The 17,735-nt window shown below is 72.0% G+C and carries 19 protein-coding genes; 13 read left to right on the plus strand and 6 right to left on the minus strand.

The window, feature by feature from the left end; genetic code table 11:
- Window positions 1-9 precede the first annotated feature (9 nt).
- Entirely contained in the window at window positions 10-696 is a 687-nt protein-coding gene (locus tag EDF27_RS04540; RefSeq protein WP_123654905.1) for a response regulator transcription factor, read from the plus strand.
- On the opposite strand, the gene EDF27_RS04545 is transcribed toward EDF27_RS04540, so the two are convergent.
- A complete protein-coding gene (locus EDF27_RS04545) occupies window positions 686-1,543 on the minus strand; it encodes a LuxR C-terminal-related transcriptional regulator (protein WP_132047511.1) in 858 nt (285 codons plus the stop codon). The genes EDF27_RS04540 and EDF27_RS04545 overlap by 11 nt on opposite strands.
- 111 nt (window positions 1,544-1,654) lie before the next feature.
- Between EDF27_RS04545 and hxlB the strand changes: the two genes are divergently transcribed.
- The 4 genes from hxlB to EDF27_RS04565 all read left to right on the plus strand — a co-directional run bounded on the left by hxlB (window position 1,655) and on the right by EDF27_RS04565 (window position 4,811).
- Window positions 1,655-2,218: a 6-phospho-3-hexuloisomerase gene (hxlB, locus tag EDF27_RS04550; protein WP_132047513.1), complete on the plus strand. Its 564-nt coding sequence runs from the start codon at window positions 1,655-1,657 to the stop codon at window positions 2,216-2,218.
- A 13-nt stretch (window positions 2,219-2,231) separates the two neighbouring features.
- Window positions 2,232-2,870: a 3-hexulose-6-phosphate synthase gene (hxlA, locus tag EDF27_RS04555; RefSeq protein WP_123700928.1), complete on the plus strand. Its 639-nt coding sequence runs from the start codon at window positions 2,232-2,234 to the stop codon at window positions 2,868-2,870.
- A gap of 124 nt (window positions 2,871-2,994) precedes the next feature.
- Window positions 2,995-4,071: a bifunctional GNAT family N-acetyltransferase/class I SAM-dependent methyltransferase gene (locus tag EDF27_RS19580; RefSeq protein WP_165931357.1), complete on the plus strand. Its 1,077-nt coding sequence runs from the start codon at window positions 2,995-2,997 to the stop codon at window positions 4,069-4,071.
- On the plus strand, window positions 4,068-4,811 hold the full coding sequence (locus tag EDF27_RS04565; protein WP_132047515.1) for an alpha/beta hydrolase: 744 nt from the start codon (window positions 4,068-4,070) through the stop codon (window positions 4,809-4,811). Before EDF27_RS19580 ends, EDF27_RS04565 begins: the two co-directional genes overlap by 4 nt.
- On the opposite strand, the gene EDF27_RS04570 is transcribed toward EDF27_RS04565, so the two are convergent.
- Both EDF27_RS04570 and EDF27_RS04575 read right to left on the minus strand, forming a co-directional pair.
- On the minus strand, window positions 4,756-5,223 hold the full coding sequence (locus EDF27_RS04570; protein ID WP_132047517.1) for an NUDIX domain-containing protein: 468 nt from the start codon (window positions 5,221-5,223) through the stop codon (window positions 4,756-4,758). The two genes, EDF27_RS04565 and EDF27_RS04570, sit on opposite strands and share 56 nt — an antisense overlap.
- 10 nt (window positions 5,224-5,233) lie before the next feature.
- Window positions 5,234-6,604, minus strand: coding sequence for an APC family permease (locus tag EDF27_RS04575; protein WP_132047519.1), 1,371 nt, complete (start codon window positions 6,602-6,604; stop codon window positions 5,234-5,236).
- A gap of 173 nt (window positions 6,605-6,777) precedes the next feature.
- Between EDF27_RS04575 and EDF27_RS04580 the strand changes: the two genes are divergently transcribed.
- Both EDF27_RS04580 and EDF27_RS04585 read left to right on the plus strand, forming a co-directional pair.
- Complete coding sequence (locus EDF27_RS04580; RefSeq protein ID WP_132047521.1) at window positions 6,778-7,545, plus strand: beta-phosphoglucomutase family hydrolase; 768 nt, start codon at window positions 6,778-6,780, stop codon at window positions 7,543-7,545.
- A gap of 76 nt (window positions 7,546-7,621) precedes the next feature.
- Window positions 7,622-10,132, plus strand: a complete 2,511-nt coding sequence (locus tag EDF27_RS04585) for a glycosyl hydrolase family 65 protein (RefSeq protein ID WP_123700924.1) — start codon at window positions 7,622-7,624, stop codon at window positions 10,130-10,132.
- A 210-nt stretch (window positions 10,133-10,342) separates the two neighbouring features.
- Here the strand turns inward: EDF27_RS04585 and EDF27_RS04590 are convergent, their stop codons facing one another.
- A complete protein-coding gene (locus tag EDF27_RS04590; RefSeq protein ID WP_207909558.1) occupies window positions 10,343-10,858 on the minus strand; it encodes a DUF1697 domain-containing protein in 516 nt (171 codons plus the stop codon).
- Window positions 10,859-10,970: 112 nt separating this feature from the next.
- Here EDF27_RS04590 and EDF27_RS04595 point away from each other — a divergent pair, with 112 nt between their 5' ends.
- Window positions 10,971-11,546 (plus strand): helix-turn-helix domain-containing protein, encoded by a 576-nt coding sequence (locus EDF27_RS04595; protein WP_132047523.1) that lies wholly within the window; start codon window positions 10,971-10,973, stop codon window positions 11,544-11,546.
- The gene (locus tag EDF27_RS04600) at window positions 11,531-12,826 is read left to right on the plus strand and encodes an MFS transporter (RefSeq protein WP_132047525.1); all 1,296 of its coding nucleotides are present in this window, start codon (window positions 11,531-11,533) and stop codon (window positions 12,824-12,826) included. The genes EDF27_RS04595 and EDF27_RS04600 overlap by 16 nt, the downstream gene beginning before the upstream one ends.
- Before the next feature lie 24 nt (window positions 12,827-12,850).
- Here EDF27_RS04600 and EDF27_RS04605 read toward each other — a convergent pair whose 3' ends face one another.
- Window positions 12,851-13,114, minus strand: coding sequence for a hypothetical protein (locus tag EDF27_RS04605; protein ID WP_123654893.1), 264 nt, complete (start codon window positions 13,112-13,114; stop codon window positions 12,851-12,853).
- Window positions 13,115-13,213: 99 nt separating this feature from the next.
- On the opposite strand from EDF27_RS04605, the gene EDF27_RS04610 reads away from it, so the two are divergent.
- The gene (locus tag EDF27_RS04610; RefSeq protein WP_132047527.1) at window positions 13,214-13,666 is read left to right on the plus strand and encodes a hypothetical protein; all 453 of its coding nucleotides are present in this window, start codon (window positions 13,214-13,216) and stop codon (window positions 13,664-13,666) included.
- Between the two features lie 209 nt (window positions 13,667-13,875).
- Here EDF27_RS04610 and EDF27_RS04615 read toward each other — a convergent pair whose 3' ends face one another.
- The gene (locus EDF27_RS04615; RefSeq protein ID WP_123654891.1) at window positions 13,876-15,348 is read right to left on the minus strand and encodes an NCS2 family permease; all 1,473 of its coding nucleotides are present in this window, start codon (window positions 15,346-15,348) and stop codon (window positions 13,876-13,878) included.
- Window positions 15,349-15,403: 55 nt separating this feature from the next.
- On the opposite strand from EDF27_RS04615, the gene folE reads away from it, so the two are divergent.
- Genes folE through EDF27_RS04630 form a run of 3 tightly spaced genes read left to right on the plus strand, consistent with a single transcriptional unit; the run spans window position 15,404 to window position 17,681 of the window.
- Complete coding sequence (gene folE / locus EDF27_RS04620) at window positions 15,404-15,985, plus strand: GTP cyclohydrolase I (protein ID WP_243698198.1); 582 nt, start codon at window positions 15,404-15,406, stop codon at window positions 15,983-15,985.
- Window positions 15,982-16,893, plus strand: a complete 912-nt coding sequence (gene folP, locus EDF27_RS04625; protein WP_132047531.1) for a dihydropteroate synthase — start codon at window positions 15,982-15,984, stop codon at window positions 16,891-16,893. The genes folE and folP overlap by 4 nt, the downstream gene beginning before the upstream one ends.
- Window positions 16,890-17,681 carry a pyrimidine reductase family protein gene (locus tag EDF27_RS04630; RefSeq protein ID WP_132047533.1) on the plus strand — a complete coding sequence of 264 codons (792 nt, stop codon included), beginning with the start codon at window positions 16,890-16,892 and terminating at the stop codon, window positions 17,679-17,681. Before folP ends, EDF27_RS04630 begins: the two co-directional genes overlap by 4 nt.
- The last annotated feature ends 54 nt before the right edge of the window (window positions 17,682-17,735 follow it).

Consider the following 17,735-nt stretch of genomic DNA (forward strand, 5'->3'; position numbering starts at 1 on the left):
CCGGGACCGATGAGGATCCTGATCGCCGACGACGACCCCCAGCTCGTCCGCGCCCTCGGGGTGACGCTCTCCGCGCGCGGGTACGACGTCGTCACCGCGCGGGACGGCCGCGCCGCGATCGACGCCGTCATCACCGAACGCCCCGACATCGTGCTGCTCGACCTCGGGATGCCGCGGCTCGACGGCATCGGTGTGCTCGAGGGCATCCGCGCGTGGTCCCAGGTCCCGGTGCTGGTGCTCTCCGGACGGACGGACTCGTCCGACAAGGTCGACGCGCTGGACGCCGGCGCGGACGACTACGTGACGAAGCCGTTCCAGATGGACGAGCTGCTCGCGCGGCTCCGGGCGCTCGGGCGGCGACAGGCCGCTGCCACCGCAGCAGCGGACACCGCGCCGACCGTCCGGTTCGGGGACCTCGTCGTGGACCTCGTCGCCAAGCAGGTCCTGCCGGCCGAGGGTCCCGCGATCCGGCTGACCCCGACCGAGTGGCGGCTGCTCGAGGTCCTCGTCGCCAACCCGGACCGGCTGATGACGCGGGAGATGCTGCTCACCGAGGTGTGGGGACCGTCGCACGGCAACGACTCCGGGTACCTCCGGCTCTACGTCGCGCAGCTGCGGCGGAAGCTCGAACCGGATCCGTCGACCCCGCGGTACATCGTCACCGAGTCCGGGATGGGGTACCGCTTCAGCCCGTGACCGGCCGCGCCCCGAGCGCGGCGAGCTCCGCACGGGTGCGGGCACCGCGCTTCCGGAGCAGGTTCGCCACGTGGTACTTCACGGTGTTCACGGTGATGCCGAGCCCGTCGGCGATCTCCCGGTTGCCGACACCGGTCGCGAGGAGCCGCAGCACGTCCTGCTCGCGCGGCGTCAGGTCGGCGTCGTCGGGCAGGTCGACCGCACCCGGTGCCGGGTCCAGGGGCAGTGAGATGTCGAGGACGGACCCCCACGCGGGCGTCGACTCGACCGCGAGGTGTCCGTCGAGTGCGACCACCCGCTCGGCGATCGGCCGCACGGCATCGTCGTGCGCATCGAGCGTCCCGGCGCCGTCGTCGCGGAGCTGCATGAGGAGGTTCCGGCCGTCGCAGTCCCACTGGATCCGCACGCGGTGGGCGTCGCCGGCGTCGACGAGCGCCAGCACGGCGGTCCGGACGATCGCGCGGGCGGCGTGCGCGACGTCACCGGGAAGTGCCCGCCCGGTCGCCGGGGGCTCGACGAACTGCACGTCCAGGTCGCCGAACCGGACGAGTGGGCGCAGGTCGGCCCGGAGCCGCGAGAACGCCCCCGTGACCGGTTCGAGGAGGGTGCTCCGCTGCCGGTCCGTCACGGTGCGGAGCTCGACGAGCGCCGCCGACGCGATCTCCACCGCCTCGGCGCGGGCCGCGGCGTCGCCGACGCGCGGGGAGCGGAGCACCGCGAGCACGGACTCGAGCGTGAGCGCGTGCCGGTCGGCCTGCTCCGCCACGGTCCTGGCGTGCTCCGTGGCCGCGAGCCGACTGGCGGGGCCGAGCCGGGCCTCCAGACCGTCTTCCGCTGCACCGTCCATGACAGCCGAACCTACCTGCCCCACCCGAGTGGATGGGGCCACCCGATCGGGTGGGGCGCCCGCCGTCGCGGGTAGCGGCGGGCCGGCGCGGTCCCCGTCAGGCTCGTCGTCATGCAGGAACTCTCGGTCTCCCGGTCGTTCGGCCTGATCGTCGACGAGATCCGGTCGCTCGCGGCGAGCGTGGACGACGACGATGCGGGCCGCGCGGTCGACCTGGTCGAGGGTGCCGACCGCGTCTTCGTCCACGGCGCCGGCCGTTCCGGACTCGCGCTCCGGATGACCGCGATGCGCCTGATGCACCTCGGGCTCGACGTGCACGTGGTCGGCGAGGTGACGACTCCGGCCATCCGCGCCGGCGACGTCCTGATCGTCGCCAGCGGCTCGGGGACGACGTCCGGCATCGTCGCGGCAGCACGCACCGCCACGGACGTCGGCGCATCCGTCGTCGCGATCTCCACCACGTCCGACTCCCCGCTGTCCGCGGTCGCGGCGGTCACCATCGTGCTCCCCGCGGCCACGAAGACCGACCGCTCCGGCACCGCCTCCGCGCAGTACGCCGGCAGCCTGTTCGAGCAGGCCGTCGCGCTGCTCGGCGACGCACTCTTCCACACCCTGTGGGCCCGCGGCGGGCAGTCCGCCGACGACCTCTGGCCCCGGCACGCCAACCTCGAATAGAAAGGCACACCCCATGCAGCTCCAGTTCGCCATGGACACCCTGACCACCGAAGCCGCCCTCGAACTCGCCGCCGCGGCCGCCCCGCACGTCGACGTCCTGGAGCTCGGCACGCCGCTCATCAAGAGCGCCGGCCTCTCCGCGATCACCGCGATCAAGGAAGCCCACCCGGACAAGACGGTCTTCGCCGACCTCAAGACGATGGACGCCGGCGAGCTCGAGGCGGACATCGCGTTCGCCGCCGGTGCCGACCTCGTCACCGTGCTCGGTGTCGCCGGGGACAGCACGATCGCCGGCGCGGTGAAGGCCGCCCAGAAGCACGGCAAGGGCGTCGTCGTCGACCTCATCGGGGTCGCCGACAAGGCCGGCCGTGCCCGTGAGGTCATCGCACTCGGCGCCGAGTTCGTCGAGATGCACGCCGGGCTGGACGAGCAGGCCGAGGACGGCTTCACGTTCTCCACCCTCCTCGATGCGGGCAAGGCCTCCGGTGTGCCGTTCTCCGTCGCCGGTGGCGTCTCGGCGGCCACGGTCGCCGACGTCCAGGCGGCCGGGGCGACGATCGCCGTCGCCGGCAGCGCGATCTACAGCGCGTCGGACGTCGGCGCGGCCGCTGCGGAGATCCGCGCGGCGATCCAGGAGACCGTCGCGTCCTGAGCGCTGGCGGTCGGTTCGCGCCCCGTTCCGAACACCGCGCCCCGTCACAGCGGGGCGCGGTGGTCGTCCCGGGGCGCAACCGCGCGCGACCGCATCTCCGGCACGGACGGGATAGCGTCGGGGCGTGACGATCGAGCTCCGTGCCCTGACCGCCGACGACTGGCGGGAGTGGCGGCCGGTACGACTGGCGGCACTCGCCGACGCACCCGACGCGTTCGGATCCCGGCTGCACGACTGGGTCGACGCGCCCGAGGAACGTTGGCGGACACGACTCTCGATCCCGGGAGCGCTCGACCTGGTCGCCTTCGACGGCGACCGCGCGGTGGGGATGGCGAGCGGGACACCGGGGGACGGCGACCGCGCCGAACTCATCTCGATGTGGGTCGACCCGGCTGTCCGCGGACGCGGCGTCGCCGGACTGCTCATCGACGCGATCGTCCGCTGGGCCGCACGCGTCGGGGCCGCCGAGCTCGAACTCTCGGTGATGCCCGACAACACCGTCGCCCGTCGAACGTACGAACGCCACGGCTTCACGATCGCGGACGAACCCGGCGACCTGCTCCCGGACGGCCGCCACGAGGTCGTCATGTGCCGGGACCTCGCCACCGACCGCACCCTCGACACCTACGAGCGCGCTGCCGATCGCTACGCGGACCGGACCGACGGGCACCGAGCCGGGCTCGTCGACGACCTCCTCGGCCTCGTCGCGCCGGGGGCACGCGTCCTCGAGCTCGGGTCCGGCCCCGGACGCGACGCACTCGCCCTGGAGGCCGCCGGGCTCCGCGTGGACCGGACCGACGGAGCCCGGTCCTTCGTGGACCGGCTCCGCGAGGACGGACACGTCGCCCGGGTGCTGGACGTCCGCACCGGGGTGTTCGGCAGCGGCTACGACGCCGTCTTCGCGAACGCGGTGCTGCTGCACGTCCGGCGCGAAGAACTCCCCGGGGTGCTCCGCCGTGCGTTCGTGGCCGTCGTCCCCGGGGGCGTGCTCGCCGCGACCGTGAAGCGCGGCGACGGCGAGGACTGGAGCACCAGGAAGCTCGACCGGCCCCGGCACTTCACCTACTGGACCGGCGACGCGCTCGCGTCGGTGGTCTCCGAGACCGGCTGGACCGACGTCGACGTCCGCGAGACGACCGCACCAGGAGCCGAGGAACGGTGGCTGACCGTCACCGCACGACGACCGGAGGAGACCCGATGAACCGAGCACTGCGTTGGACCGCCTGGATCGTGGCGGTGCTGCTCGTCGTCGTGATCGTGTTCCTGGTGTGGGCGAACATCGTGATGCAGGGCACCCGGTCCGCAGCGCTGCAGGTGTGGCGGGACGACCGGGTGGCCGTGCGGGACGCCGGCGACTCGGTCGTGATGACCCCGACCGGCACGGCGAACGGTGTCGGGGTCGTGTTCGTCCCCGGCGCGAAGGTCGACCCGTACGCCTACATGGCCACGTTCCGGCAGGTGGTCGCGAGCGGCACGACCGTCGTCATCACGAAGCCGACGCTGCACCTCGCGTTCTTCGACCTCCGCCCCCTGTCCACGTTCGAGGCGCACGCCCCGTCCGTGCAGACCTGGGCCGTCGGCGGGCACTCGCTCGGCGGGGTCCGCGCGTGCCAGCTGGCCGACGACCCGGGCGTGGCCGGACTGCTGCTCCTCGGGAGCTACTGCGCGAACGACCTGTCCGGGACGGACCTGGACGTGCTGAGCGTCTCCGGGTCGCGCGACGGGCTCTCCACGCCGGAGAAGGTCGCCGCGGCGCGGCACGAGCTGCCGGCGGACGCGACGATGACCGAGATCCAGGGCTCGAACCACGCCGACTTCGGTGCCTACGGTGCGCAACCGGGTGACGGCACCGCGACGATCTCCCGGGCGGACGCCCGCGCGCAGATCAGCGCTGCGGTCGAGCGGTGGGTCGAGGGGATCCGGGCGGCCGGCCTCCGCTGAGCCCCTCGACCGCGAGCGCGACGGCCTTCCGGGCGCGGTCGGGCACGAGCCCGATGCGGTCGAGGTCGGCGACCGGTACCCACGCCGGTTCGTAGCGGTTCCCATCGGTCGCCCGCTGCGCCTCCGGGGAGTCTGCGGGCATGGCCGGGGTGCCGTCGTCGACCCGGACACGGAAGTACACGGCCGGAGCGTCGCGGTCGACCCCGACCGGCAGGAGCTGCTCGGGCACGCCCGTCAGGCCGGTCTCCTCGTGGAGTTCCCGGACGCACGCCTGCTGCGGTGTCTCGCCCGCCTCCACCCCGCCGCCCGGCAGGACGGCGTACGAACGGTCGTCACGGTGACGGCGGACGACCAGCACGTCGGCTCCGCGCAGGGCGACCGCGACGGCGCGGATCCGGATCGTCTCTGGCACGAGGACGACGCTACGCCGTGGGGGATCCCGGGCGGTCGTCGGTCCGCCTGCCGCCGCTCCGCCGGCCCCCGGTGAGCCGGGCGACCAGGTACAGCACCACGCCGACCGCGAGCAGCATCGCGGCGTAGAGCCAGACCTGACCGCTCTGCTGGGTGAGCAGCAGGACGCACGACGCGACGCCGAGCACGGGCACGAACGTCCAGACCCGGAAGTGGTCGTGCTCGACGTGGCCGCGCCGGAGCACGAGCACCGCGACGTTCGTGCTGATGAACACGAACAGCAGCAGGAGCACGACGGTCTCGGCGAGCGTGCCGACGTCGCCGACGAGCGTGAGCAGCATCGCGACGACGGTCGTCGCGACGATCGCGGTCCAGGGGGTCTTCCGGTTCGGCAGCACCTTGCCGAGCACCGCCGGGAGCAGACGCTGCTCGGCCATCCCGTAGGTCACGCGGCTCGCCATGATCATCGTCAGGAGCGCTCCGTTCGCGACGGCGACCAGGGCGATCAGGCTGAACACCCAGTCCGGGATCGGCACACCGGTCGCCGCCACCACCTGGAGCAGCGGCCCGGACGACTCGCCGAGCTCCGACGCGGGCAGGGCGATGGCGCTCGCCAACCCGACCAGGACGTAGACGACCCCGGCCGTGGCGAGCGCGCCGAAGAGTGCCCTCGGGTACACCTTCCGCGGCTCGCGGACCTCCTCGGCCACGTTCGCCGAGGTCTCGAAGCCGACGAAGGAGTAGTACGCCACGATCGCGGCGCTGAGCGTGGCCAGCGCGGGGTTCGCCCCGGACGGGAACTCGCCGATCCGCGCGACGTCGCCGCCCCCGCCGCCCATCATCACGGCGACCGCCACGATCACGATCACCAGGCCGGACACCTCGATGATCGTCATCACCACGTTGCTCTTCAGGGAGTCCGAGATCCCGCGCGCGTTCAGGCACGCGATGAGCGCGAGGAAGACGATCGCGGTGGGTACCGGCGGCAGGTCGACGAAGGTGCCGAGGTAGTCGCCGGCGAACGCGAGCGACAGGCCGGCCGCACTCGTGACGCCCGCTGCGAGCATGCAGAACCCGACGAGGAACGACACCATCGGCACCTTGTAGGCCCGTTCCGCGAACACCGCGGCACCGCCGGCCTTCGGGTACTTCGTGACGAGTTCGGCGTAGGAGCCCGCGGTCAGCAGCGCGAGCAGCAGCGCGAGCACGAGCGGTGCCCAGAGCGCCCCACCGACGTCGCCGGAGAGCGTGCCCATCAGGGCGTAGATCCCCGCGCCCAGCACGTCCCCGAGGATGAACAGGTAGAGCAGTGGCCCGGTGATCGCCTGCCGGAGCTTGGACCCCTGCGCGTCAGCGGCCCGGTCCGTGGTGTCGGTGGCCATCGTGTCCCCTTCGTCACGACGAGCGAACCGGTCGTGGACTGCGCGTCCTCACAGCCGGGCCGACCTCCCGGTGAACTCTCCACAGGGGTGGGTCGGGGTGCGACGCGCTGCCTGGAGCGGTCCTAGACTCGGGCGCAGCACTCGTACGACACCACTCCCTGGAAGGTGTGTCCATGACGTCGTCTGACCGTCGGGCTCCTGCGCGCCTCGCGGATGCCCGTGCCCTGCTCTTCGACCTCGACGGGGTCCTGACGCCGACCGCCGACGTCCACATGCGCGCGTGGAGCCGGCTGTTCACGCCGTACCTCGCTGCGCACGGTGTCGCTCCCTACACGGAGCAGGACTACTTCGCGTACATCGACGGCAAGCCCCGCTACGACGGCGTCCGCTCGCTGCTCGACTCGCGCGGCATCGACCTGCCGGAGGGCACGCCGGACGACGGCCCCGACGACGACACGGTGTGCGGGCTCGGCAACCGGAAGAACGCCGAGTTCACCGCCGAGCTGTCCGAGCACGGCGTCGAGGCCTACCCGGGCTCGTTGCGCTTCCTCACGGCGGCCACCGACGCCGGCCTGTCGGTCGCGGTCGTCTCGAGTTCTGCGAACGCCAAGCAGGTCCTCCGCACCGCGGGGATCCTGGAACGCTTCCCGGTCATCGTCGACGGCCTCGTCGCGCGGGAAGACGGGCTCGCGGGCAAGCCCGCACCGGACACCTACCTCGACGCGGCGAGCCGCTTCGGCCTGACCGCCGCCGAGTGCGTCGTCGTCGAGGACGCGACGAGTGGCGTGGCCGCCGGCCGGAACGGCGCCTTCGGGCTCGTGATCGGCGTCGACCGCGGCGCCGGTGCCGACGACCTCCTCGCGAACGGGGCGGACGTCGTCGTGACGGACCTCGCCGACCTCGTCCCCGACCTCCCCCAGCCCGCCACGCTGACGACGTAGACGACGTAGACGACCCGCCGGGCACGATCCGTGCCTCCAGGCCGTTCCTGACCGCTCTCCCTTCCCACGGAGCCCCATGAACCCCATCACCTCGGACCCCCTCGACCGCGTCCGGTACCCGGTCGACGAGTGGGCACTCGTCGAGACCGAGTACGCGCCCGACCAGCAGGGCGTCGCGGAGACGAACTTCGCGGTCGGCAACGGCTACCTCGGCCTGCGCGGCAACCTCGACGAAGGTCGCGGCGGCGTGCAGTACGGCACGTACATCAACGGCTTCCACGAGACCTGGCCCATCCGGCACGCCGAAGACGCGTTCGGGTTCGCCAAGACCGGGCAGACGATCATCAACGCGCCCGACGCCAAGGTCATCCGGCTGTACGTCGACGACGAGCCGCTGGTCCTCGCCGAAGCGGACATCCTGCGGCACACCCGGCGACTCGACTTCCGTGGCGGGTACCTGCTGCGGGAGACCGAGTGGTCGACGCCGTCCGGCAAGCGGGTGCTCATCCGCTCCCGCCGCCTCGTCTCGTTCACCGACCGGCACCTCGCCGTCATCGACTACGAGGTGACGATGCTCGACCACGACGCGTCGATCCTGCTGTCGAGCCAGATCCTCAACCGCCAGGACGTCGTCGACGAGTACCACGCCGGCATGCGCGCGGCGGCGAACGCGTTCGACCCTCGCAAGGCCGAGACGTTCACCGACCGTGTGCTCGAGCCCCGCCTGAAGCGGAACTCCGGCAGCCGGTCCCTCCTCGGGTACCAGGCGGCGACCTCGGGCATGACGATCTGCGTCGGCGTCGAGCACCGCATCGAGACCGACAACACGTGGGACGAGTCCTCCTCCATCGAGGACGACCTCGCCAAGCACGTCTACCGGGTGCAGGCGAAGGCCGGCCGACCGATCCGGCTGACCAAGAACGTGGTCTACCACACCTCCCGCGGGGTGCCGGCGCGAGAGCTCGCGGACCGCTGCGACCGCACGCTGGACCGTGCGCGTGCCGAGACGGTCGAGGAGACCTTCGCCAAGCAGCGCACGTGGATGGACGACTACTGGTCGCGCAGCGACGTCGAGGTCGCCGGGCAGCCGGAGATCCAGCAGGCGGTGCGCTGGAACCTGTTCATGCTCGCGCAGGCGACGGCTCGCACCGACGGCCACGGCATCGCGGCGAAGGGCGTCACCGGTTCCGGCTACGGCGGCCACTACTTCTGGGACATGGAGATCTACGTCCTGCCGTTCCTGAGCTACACGGCGCCGATCGTCGCCCGGAACGCGCTCCGCTTCCGCTACAACATGCTCGACGCGGCACGTGCGCGTGCCCGTGAGCTGAACCAGCACGGCGCGCTGTTCCCCTGGCGGACCATCAACGGCGAGGAGTCGAGCGCCTACTACGCCGCCGGAACCGCGCAGTACCACATCGATGCGGACATCGCGCATGCCCTGATGCAGTACGTGCGGGCGTCCGGCGACACCGAGTTCCTGAAGCGCGGGGCGATCGACATCCTCGTCGAGACCGCCCGCCTGTGGGAAGACCTCGGCTTCTGGCGGTCCAACGGCGACCAGAAGTTCCACATCGACGGCGTCACCGGCCCGGACGAGTACACGACGGTCGTCGACGACAACATGTACACGAACGTGATGGCGCGCGCGAACCTGTGGTTCGCGGTCAACGCCACGCGTGAGCTCGCGGTCGACGACCCCGAGGAGTACGCCCGGATGGTCCGCCGGACCGGTCTCAGCGAGACCGAGGTCGTGGACTGGGAGCGTGCGGCGGAGTCGATGGAGATCCCCTTCGACCCGCACCGTGGGATCCACCCGCAGGACGCCCAGTTCCTGGACAAGGAGCTCTGGGACCTCGAGAACACGCCGGAGTCCAAGCGTCCGCTGCTGCTCCACTACCACCCGCTGGTGATCTACCGCTTCCAGGTGCTCAAGCAGGCGGACGTCGTGCTCGCGCTGTTCCTGCAGGGGCACGAGTTCACCCCGGCCGAGAAGCGCCGCGACTTCGACTACTACGACGCGCTCACCACCGGCGACTCCACGCTGTCCGCGGTCGTGCAGTCGATCATGGCGGCCGAGGTCGGGTACCACGAGCTCGCCGAGCAGTACTTCAACACGGCGCTCTACGTCGACCTGGCCGACCTGCACGGCAACACCACCGACGGTGTGCACATCGCCTCGACCGGTGGGATCTGGGGTGCGCTCGTCAACGGGTTCGGCGGCATGCGCGACCACGGCGGCAAGATGTCGTTCAACCCGCGTCTGCCGAAGGAGTGGGAACGGCTGTCGTACCGGCTGACCGTGCGCGGTTCGCGGGTGCGTGTCGACCTCGAGCAGGAGCAGATGACGTTCACCGTCGAGACCGGCTCCGGGTTCACGGCCTGGGTGCACAACCAGCCCTACGACATCGAATCCGGGGAGCCGACGGTCGTGCCGATCCCGCACCACGGACCGCGCATGTCCGGGCACGCGCCGACGACGAGCGACATCCAGGGCACGCTGCGGGCGGACGGTTCCGTCATCACGGCGTCGATCCCGACGATCTCGCTCGAGCGCGAACTCGAGGTGGACGAGACGACCGCGTAGCGCCGGGCGCTTGCGCGGCGCGCGCGGCTGCGCGGCTGCGCGGCTGCGCGAGTGCAGCTCGGATCGGCGCCGCACAACGGAAACCGGCTCGCGCCACGGACGTCGGTGGTTCGGGCCGGTTTCGGTTGTGGGGCCGCGCATCGGGTCGGTCCCGGGGACGAGGCGACCGCACAGCGCGCGGGGCGCGCGGGCGCTCCGGCAGCGTCGGTCCTACAGCAGCTTCCGGAGCGTGTTCACGTTGCGGGTGGTCGTCGTGCGCTTGAACCGGGCCGCTCCGGCACGCTTGGCGAACACGGTGTCGGTGCTGGATCCCTTCGGGCAGGACCAGGACACGACGCCGTCGCCACGGGCGACCTGCTCGACCGCCGGGTCGAGCTCGAGGTCCGCGAGCAGGTCGTCGAGTGCTGCCTCGTCGGAGCCGAACAGGACGTAGTCGTGCCGGTCCGGGGCGGAGTCGAACGGGAACCCGTCGACGATCGCCGCGAGCCGGTCGTGCGGGACCAGCACGATCCAGGCGTCGTACCCGAAGCGGTCCCGGAGTGCCTGCTCGACGTCGGCCTTGAGCGTCGCGCTCGTGGCGTCGCTGTCGAAGACGACGTTCCCGGAGGCGAGGACCGTGCGGACGTCCGAGTACCCGCGCTGCTCGAAGAGCGCGCGCAGCTCAGCGGACCGGATCGTGATCCCGTTGACGTTGACGCCCCGCAGCAGCGCGATCCACCTGGCCATGTCGTGACCGTACCGCGACCGCGCGACGTGCGCCGGTCCTCCCGGGCGGACTGCATCCGCAATGTACGCAAGAACACTTGCGCAATGGGTCTTGTGCTTCTAGCGTGGGCGCATGGACGAAGCAGGACGCATCGATGACCCGGCGCACATGCGGGCCCTCGCGCACCCCACCCGGCTGCGCATCCTCGGGTTGCTGCGTGCCAACGGTCCGCAGACGGCCGCGATGCTCGGCGAGCTCATCGACGAGGCACCGGGGACCATCAGCTACCACTGCGGTCGGCTCGCCGGCGCTGGGCTGATCGAGCCCGCCACCGGTCAGGGGACGGACCGCCGCGAACGCTGGTGGCGGGCGGTGCACTCGTCGTCGTCCTGGTCGCTCGAGGACGCGCTCGACGACCCCGAGCGGGCACTGGCGGTGAGCGCGCTCGACCGTGCCGTCGCCCGGACGTACGCCGCCAACTTCGAGGCCTACATCGACCGGGCGGCGACCTACGGGCGCGAATGGGTGGCGGCCGGCAGCAGCTCCGACCGGGTGATGCGCCTGACCGTGTCCGAGCTCGCGCAGCTCGGCGACGAGATGTGGCAGCTCGCCGAGAAGTGGCGGGCCGTGGGCGCCGAGCACGTCGAGGGGGACGGCTCAGAGCAGGTCGTCGTGCTCCAGCAGGCGTACCGATGGCCGCGCGTCTGAGCCCCCGCGGGCGGCTCCGTGCGCTGCTCGCGGTGCAGGTCGCCTCGCGGATCGGGAACGTCGTCACGACGGTCAGCGTCCCCTTCGTGGTGCTCGCCCGCGGTGGTTCCGCGACCGACGTCGGGATCACGGCGTTCATGGCGACGGTGCCGATCGTCCTCGGCGGCCCGTTCGGCGGCGCCCTGGTCGAGCGGATCGGCTTCGTCCGGTCGAGCATCGGTTCGGACCTCATCAGCGGCGTGACGCTGCTCGCGATGCCGGTGCTGGCCTGGACCGTCGGGCTGCCGTTCTGGGCGCTGCTCGCGCTCGTCTTCGTCAGCGGGCTGTTCGACATGCCGGGGGAGTCCGCACGGCGGGTGCTGCTGCCGGGACTCGCGACCGATGCCGGTGTCTCGCTCGAGCGGGCGGTCGGGCACTTCGAGGCGTCGGCCCGGCTGTCCGTGCTCGTCGGGGCACCGGTCGGCGGGGTGCTCGTCGCGGTCCTCGGTCCGATGCCGGCGCTCGCATGCACGGCGCTGGCGTTCGGCGGGGCGGCGCTGCTGACGGCGCTCTTCGTGCGTCCGGCCGTGCCGAGCGCCCACACGAGCGACACGGAGCCGATCGTGGTGTCGGAAGCCGGGTACTGGCGGGACATCGCCGAGGGCTTCCGGTTCTGCGTGCGGGATCCCTTCTTCCGGCTGATCATCGCGTTGGTGCTCGTCACGAACCTGCTCGACGCCGCACGGTCGACGACGCTGCTGCCCCTGTACGCGGACGAACGGCTCGGCGGTGCGCAGTCGCTCGGCTTCGTGACCGGGACCTTCGGTGGGGCGGCGTTCCTCGGGTCGCTGGTGTTCGGGTACGTGGCGCACCGGGTCCCGCGGCGGATCACGTTCGTCGTGTGCTTCGTGCTCGCCGGCGGGCCGTCGCTCGTGGCACCGGCGCTCGGGCTCGCCCTGCCGTGGGTGCTCGGTGCGGCGGCGGTGTCCGGGCTCGCCGCCGGAGCGCTGAACCCCATCCTCGGCGCGGTCGAGCTCGAGCGGATCCCGGAGCACATGCGGGCGCGGGTGTTCGGCCTGCTCGGCGCGGGGTCGTGGGCGGGGATCCCGCTCGGCGGGCTGCTCGCCGGGGTCGCCGCGGACGGACTCGGGGTGTCGGCGACGTTCGGCATCGTCGCCGCGGTCTACACCGTGGTCACGCTCGCCCCGTTGCTCGGCGGTTCGTGGCGGCTCATGGAGCGCCCGACGCCGACGCCGACGCCCACGCCGACGCCGGCCGATCCAGCCCGCGCGTCCGCCTGAACGTGCACGGCCCGAGCGGTGGGTTCACGACCAGGTGCGGGCGACCCGCCACCCGTCGCCGTCCGGGACGATGTCGACGACCAGGGTCTCGCGGTCTTCTGCCGTGACCTGGAACCGCCACCCGGCGGTCCGTTCGGGCGCGTGGGTGATGGCGGTGGGCAGGTCGGCGGGGGTGACGGTGAGCCGGGTGGGTACGTCGGACACCCACCAGCGACGGCCCTGCCACACGATGCGTGACGGCGATCCCTGGTGCCACCAGACCGTGACGGCTGCATCGACGACGATCATCGGGTCCTCCTCGTTCGAACGTGTGTTCGAATGGTAGGCGGACGTCGAGGGGGTCGCAACCGGGGAGCGGTTCCCGGATCAGTCGTGTAGACGAGGGGCATGACGAACGACGCACAGGGCCCCGACGAGCAGCACCAGGTACCCGAAGGCGTGTCCGACGCAACGGTCGAGGCACTCGGGACCCTGTCCGCCGCAGTCGAGGTGATCGAGCACGCGCGTGGCCTGCTCTACGGCTTCCACCGACTCACCGGGATGGCCGACCTGAACCTCGGCGACGCGGTCGAGCAGCTCCGGGGTGCCGGGCACATCGAGCTCGCGGACCGCATCGACACCGAGCTGATCGGACGGAACGTCATCGAGGGGCGGTGGACGTTCCAGATCGTCGAGGACTACGACGACGGTTACTACGCCCTCGCCAAGGAGCTCGAACGGACCGCGCGGGACGACCTCGCCGCGGGCCGCCGCCACCTGCTCGAGGCGGGCATGAAGGAGGACCGGCGCACCGGGGGCCGACGCCACCACGAGGCGACCCCGGCCGACCTGCCGGACTGACCCTGCGCCTCCCGTCCGCCCTGCCGCGTCCGCGGCTGCCGACCGCACCGTGGCGCGGACCGGACCCGCACAACGGGAACCGGCTCGCACCACGGACGTCCGTGGTGCGAGCCGGTTGCTGTTGTGCGCTGCCGAAGTGAACCGCCGCCGCCGCAGCAGCGCGCAGGGCGCCAGCGCGCAGCGGCGCCAGCGCGCCGCGCCAGCGCGCGTCAGCCGACGCCGAGCACGCTCTCCAGCGGGCCACGCGCGAAGTACAGCAGGAAGCCGGCGGCGACCACGTAGAGCAGCCACGAGACCTCGCGACCCTTGCCCGACAGCGCCTTGATCAGCACCCAGCTGATGAAGCCCGCGCCGATGCCGTTCGCGATCGAGTACGTCAGCGGCATCACGACGATCGTCAGGAACGCGGGGAGCGCCGAACCGAAGTCGCTCCACTCGATGTCCTTCACCTGCGCCACCATGAGCGCACCGACGACGACGAGCCCGGCGGCGGCGACCTCGAGCGGGACGACCTGCGTCAGCGGCGTCAGGAACATCGACGCCAGGAACAGCAGCCCCGTGATGACGGACGCCATGCCGGTCCGGGCGCCCTCGCCGATGCCCGCCGCCGAGTCGATGAAGACGGTGTTCGACGACACCGATGCGCCACCACCGGCGATCGCGCCGGCACCCTCGACGACGAGCGCCGAGCGGAGGCGGGGGAAGGTGCCGTCGGGCTTCGCGACCCCGGCGGCCTTCGCCAGACCGGTCATCGTGCCCATCGCGTCGAAGAAGTTCGTGAACACGAGGGTGAAGACGAGCATCGACGCGGCGAGCGGGCCGATGCGGCTGAACGCACCGAAGTCGAAGTGGCCGACGAGCGACAGGTCCGGCAGGGCGAACAGCGCGCTCGGCAGGCCGGGGGCGTTGAGGTTCCAGCCGGTCTTGGAGTCGACCGAGGTCGGCACGTGGAAGATCGCCTGCAGGATGATCGCGATGACCGTCGTCGCGATGATGCCGATGAGCAGCGCACCCTTGACCTTGCGGGCCATGAGCGTGCCGATGATCACCAGGCCGATGAGGAACACGATCGTGGGGAGCGCCCCGACGGAGCCGTCCTCGCCGAGCTGCAGCGGCGGCGACGCGAGACCCGAGGAGCGCACGAACCCGGAGTCCACCAGACCGATGAACGCGATGAACAGGCCGATGCCGACCGTGATCGCGGCCTTCAGCTGCGCTGGCACCGCGGTGAAGATCATCGTCCGGATCCCCGTCAACGCGAGGATCACGATGATCACACCGTTGATCACGACGAGGCCCATCGCCTCCGCCCAGGTCACCTGGTGCACGACGCTGACCGCGAGGAACGAGTTGATCCCGAGGCCGGCCGCGATGCCGAACGGCAGGTTCGCGATCACCCCCATCGCGATCGTCATGAGGCCGGCGACGAGTCCCGTCGCCGCGGCGACCTGGGCGTTCTCGAGCCAGCCGCCGGTGACGTCCTTCGCGGCCTGGTCGGCGCTGAAGCCACCGAGGATGAGCGGGTTGAGGATGACGATGTACGCCATGGTCACGAAGGAGACGAGACCACCACGGACTTCGCGGGGGATGCTCGAACCACGCTGGGTGATCGAGAAGAAGCGGTCGAGGCCGGAGGCGACTCGGTTCCGGGGCGTCGTTTCGGTTGTCTGCGGGGCGCTCACCGCCCAAGTTTAAAGGAACCTGGCAACGTCGGTGGCCTGGTGTTGGATGGAGGACGTGAACCCGCGCCTGGACCGTGCCCGCGCCGAGGCCGCCGTGCGGGAGCTCCTCGCAGCACTCGGGCAGGACCCTGACCGCCCGGAGCTCGACCGCACCCCGCAGCGGGTCGTCGACGCGTTCACGGAGTTCTTCTCCGGCACCGACCTCGACGCCGTCGCGATCGCCCGGGACGGCACCGTGCCCACCGACGACGACGAGCGCGGCGAGCTGGTGATCGTGCGCGACATCCGCTTCCGGTCGGTGTGCGAACACCACCTGCTGCCCTTCACCGGCGTCGCCCACCTGGCCTACGCACCGGGCGAGCGGCTCATCGGGCTCGGCACGCTGTCGCGGGTGGTGGATGCGCTCGCATCCCGCCCGCAGCTGCAGGAACGGCTCGGCGAGCAGATCGTCGCCGCGGTGCAGGAGGGCCTGGCGGCACGGGGCGTCCTCGCCGTGCTCGACGCCCGTCATCAGTGCGTCACCACCCGCGGTGAGCGCCAGACCGCGTCGTCGACCGTCACGGTCGCCGCCACCGGCACGCTCGCCGACACGGCTGGGCGTGCCGAGGCGATCGCCCTGATCGGCGCCGGCGCATGACGGCGGTGCCGGCCGCGCCCGGATGGGTCGTCCCCGTCCTCCGGAGCCCGGTCCGCACCATCGGCAGCCGCACGATCGACTTCGACCACCGCATCGCCGTGATGGCGATCGTCAACCGCACCCCGGACTCCTTCCACGACCGCGGCGCGACCTTCGAGCTCGACCGCGCCGTCGCAGCAGCGGTCCGTGCCGCCGAACTCGGTGCCGACTGGGTCGACATCGGCGGCGTGAAGTTCGCGCCGGGCCCCGAACTCCCCTCGTCCGAGGAGATCGAGCGAGTCGTCCCCGTCGTCGCCCAGCTCGCCGGACAGTCCGACGTCACGATCAGCGTCGACACCTTCCGCCCGGAGGTCGCGTCGGCAGCGATCGCCGCCGGTGCCAGCGTCATCAACGACACGACGGGGCTCTCCGACCCGCGGATGGCATCGGTCGTCGCCGACTCCGACGCGACGATCGTCATCACGCACTCGACGGCGCCGCCGCGCCGGCAGCTGCCCGTCCCGCCGTCCTACGACGACGTCACCTCGTCCGTGGTCGGGTTCCTGCGTGAGCGCGTGGACCGGGCGCTCGCCGCGGGCATCCCGGACTGGCGGATCATCGTCGACCCCGGCCACGACCTCAACAAGAACACCGTGCACACGCTCGAGCTCACCCGCCGACTGCCCGAGGTCGTCGCGCTCGGGTACCCCGTGCTCGCGGCGGTGTCGAACAAGGACTTCGTGGGGGAGTCGCTCGGCCGGCCCCGCGGTGCTCGTCTCGCGGGCTCGCTCGCGGTCGCCACGGTGAGCGCGATGCTGGGTGCGCGGATCGTCCGGATGCACGACGTCGCGGAGTCCGTGGACGCCATGCGCATGGTCGAGGCGACGCTCGGCTGGCGTGCGCCGGTGGAAGCGCGGCACAACACGTGAACGTGCTGCCGCCGTCGATCGCGGACCTGACGGACGACGACCTCATCGGGCTCTACGGTGCGGTCCCGTCCGGTGCGGCGCAGGTCGGCGTCGGCCTGGAGGCCCGGGTCGACTCCGCCGCGTCGGCCGGCGGCTGGTTGCGGGTCAACTTCGTGAGCACCCTCGACGGTTCCGCATCGGCCGGCGGTGTCACGGCCGGCATCGGTGGCCCCGACGACCTGCGGGTGTTCGACCTGCTGCGCCGGGTCGCGGACGTGGTGCTCGTCGCCGCGGGAACCGTGCGCGAGGAGGGGTACGGGCCGATGCGGGTGCGGGAGTCCGACGTCGCGTGGCGCCGGGCGCACGGGATGCCCGACCACCCGGTGTTCGCCATCGTGTCCGGGTCGCTGTCGCTCGACCCCACGTCGAACGTCTTCACCGAGGCGCCGGTGCGGCCGCTCGTGCTGACCTCGTCCGTAGCCCCTGCCGACCGGCGCGCTGCCCTGTCCGAGGTCGCCGACGTGGTCGCGTGCGGGGACGACCGTGTGGACGTGGCGCTCGTGCGGGCGGCGCTGGTGGACCGGGGGCTCGCGCGGATCCACTGCGAGGGCGGTCCCTCGTTCCTCGGCTCGCTGATCGCGGCGGACCTCGTCGACGAGCTGTGCCTGACGGTCGACCCGTCGCTCGAAGGCGGCGCGGGGCCGCGCATCGCCCGGGGCGCCTCGCCCGAGCTGCGCCGGATGCGCTTGGCGCACGTGCTCCGCGGCGAGGGCGACGTCCTGCTCACGCGGTACCTCCGGCGCCCCTGATCCAGCTGATCTGCCGCGGTCGCGGTCGCTCTGGGTGCTTTGCGCCCGCGTACG

The sequence above is a fragment of the Curtobacterium sp. PhB136 genome (assembly GCF_004346855.1).
GTDB lineage: Bacteria > Actinomycetota > Actinomycetes > Actinomycetales > Microbacteriaceae > Curtobacterium.